Consider the following 2,062-nt stretch of genomic DNA (forward strand, 5'->3'; position numbering starts at 1 on the left):
GTGATGATTTTTAGTCCGCGATAGCCGTAGGGCCGTTGTTTTGTCGGAGTCTGAGCGTTAGCGAAGGTGGAGACAAAATAAAAGGCCATCCGACACGGCGTCAAGTCATTTGGAGCCTATGTTCCGACCCCTTGTTGGGTCGGGACGAGGTGACGAGGACGAATCGGGGCCGCCGGAGGCATAAGTGGTCGCGTTAAGTTTTTGCTGCTTGCTTGGGCTGGGATGCCCAAAACAAGCTTTCGCAAAAATAGCGACTCCCCGCATGAAATTAAAGCACGCTTATTGTGGCTTACCAGTGTGTTGGTGTATTTTTTTTGTTATGGCGGGCTTTGGTCTTTTCATATGGAATACATTGAAAAACTCAAAAACAAAATCAACATTATTGTTTTTTATCGTGATAGCAGGTGCGATTACCGCAGTTGAAACAAGCTATTTACTTAATGTTGAATCTGCAGATACTCCCATAGCCAGTATTTATAGTTTCACCTTCGATATTCTTTCAGGCACAGAATTATTCACCTCAAATCAGTTATTTATTGTGCAATCTACTTTAAATGCTATTAACCTGGTAGGGTTTATGGTTGTACCTTTTGGTATGATGGCAGGGTGTTGCATTATGCATCAAATTCCTTTAACTTTGGACAAGGGACCAGAGTATTTTCTGGGTCGATCCGAGTAGTTAAAAAAATTAATAACCGGCGGTTCTGCGGTTATGGTTATCGGAATTATCCACATGCAGTTGTGGTTAAACTGGCCCCTCTCATTTGTTGAGGAAACTAAAGAAATAATTCAGTTAAAGTCAGTCACGTTATTAGTCTGTCAATGTTGGGGGGGGTAGCTACTCTTTGATCATTGCAGCAGTATATCTTCCCGCTCAAAGTTACTTAAGTAATCAGGCAAAATTATCCCTGTTGCATGGGAGTGATGAAGAGCTAAAAAAAGAGCCAACTAAATGGCTTATTGAAAATAATATGTTGTTTTCTATAGTTGCCTCATTGCCCCAAATTATAGCTGTTATAGCTCCAATGCTGGTTGGTTCATTTGGTTCTACATTATCTGGATTGGCATTTTTTTGATGCTGCTTTTTTAACGATTATTATTTAAACTTACCATATCTTAATAGCATTAAGGGTAGAAGTAATAAATTAAGTAAAGTAGAAGAGACTAGTCCTCCAATAATAATGGTCGCCATAGGTCCCATAATTTCCAGCCCGGGATTATCACTATTAAATGCAATCGGGGCCATTGCTAATGAAGTGACTAATGCGGTCATTAATATAGAGGGTAAGCGTTCTTGTGCGCCTTTTAGTGCTGTTGCTAAATTCCATGCTAATCCTTCCTGTTCAACAAGGTATTGGTAATGGGATAGCAGCATTATGCTATTGCGCACAGTTATACCGAACAAGGTAATAAAACCAATGGATAGGGTGGCATCCATTAGGATGACAGCAATCATGCCGCCGATGAGTGAAAAGGGGATATTGACTAAGGTAATCCCGACATGACGTAAATTATTGATTGCAATATAAATAAAAATTAGCACACCTATACTGGCGAATAGCGCATGTAATATCAGATCCTGTTTAGCTTGCGCCTGTTCAACCGCTGCTCCGGTATACTCCGGGTAGGTATTGTCTTCAAAGCTAATATTGCTGGTAATTCGTGTTTTAAGTTCTTGCATAAATGAAGCCATGTCATCCCCGGCAACATTACAGGTGACGCTTTGTCGCCTTTGGGCGTTTTGATGCAGAATATTGTAACGTCCCTCATTATGTTTGATATCAACCAGTTCACCGAGGTTTATTAATTTTCCAGCAAGTGTCCGTATAGGGAGCTGCGTAATTGATTCAGTATTACGGCGTAATTCAGGACTTAAAGTCAGGCTGATATTATAGCGATGATTTCCTTGCAGGTGCATGCCAATGATATGTCCTGCATAAGCCGCCTGTATCGTCTGTAAAACTTCTGTCGCCTGTATTCCCCAGAAATTAAGTTTAGGAATGTGCACGAAATAACTTCCTGAAGCAACCAAGCTTGAATAATGAAATATCTCCCCTAAATT

Annotated in this window: 3 protein-coding genes; 2 read left to right on the forward strand and 1 reads right to left on the reverse strand. The window is 40.7% G+C overall.

From position 1 onward, the window contains the following. Positions 1 to 352: 352 nt before the first annotated feature. Positions 353 to 679: a hypothetical protein gene (locus tag CDZ78_RS19810; protein ID WP_140414255.1), complete on the forward strand. Its 327-nt coding sequence runs from the start codon at positions 353 to 355 to the stop codon at positions 677 to 679. A gap of 166 nt (positions 680 to 845) precedes the next feature. Next, positions 846 to 1,076, forward strand: coding sequence for a hypothetical protein (locus CDZ78_RS19815; protein WP_087871506.1), 231 nt, complete (start codon positions 846 to 848; stop codon positions 1,074 to 1,076). 20 nt (positions 1,077 to 1,096) lie between these two features. Here CDZ78_RS19815 and CDZ78_RS19820 read toward each other — a convergent pair. Continuing rightward, a partial coding sequence (locus tag CDZ78_RS19820; protein WP_140414256.1) for an efflux RND transporter permease subunit occupies positions 1,097 to 2,062 on the reverse strand: 966 nt, incomplete at its 5' end.

This window comes from Bathymodiolus platifrons methanotrophic gill symbiont (assembly GCF_002189065.1).
Taxonomy (GTDB): Bacteria; Pseudomonadota; Gammaproteobacteria; order Methylococcales; family Methylomonadaceae; genus Methyloprofundus.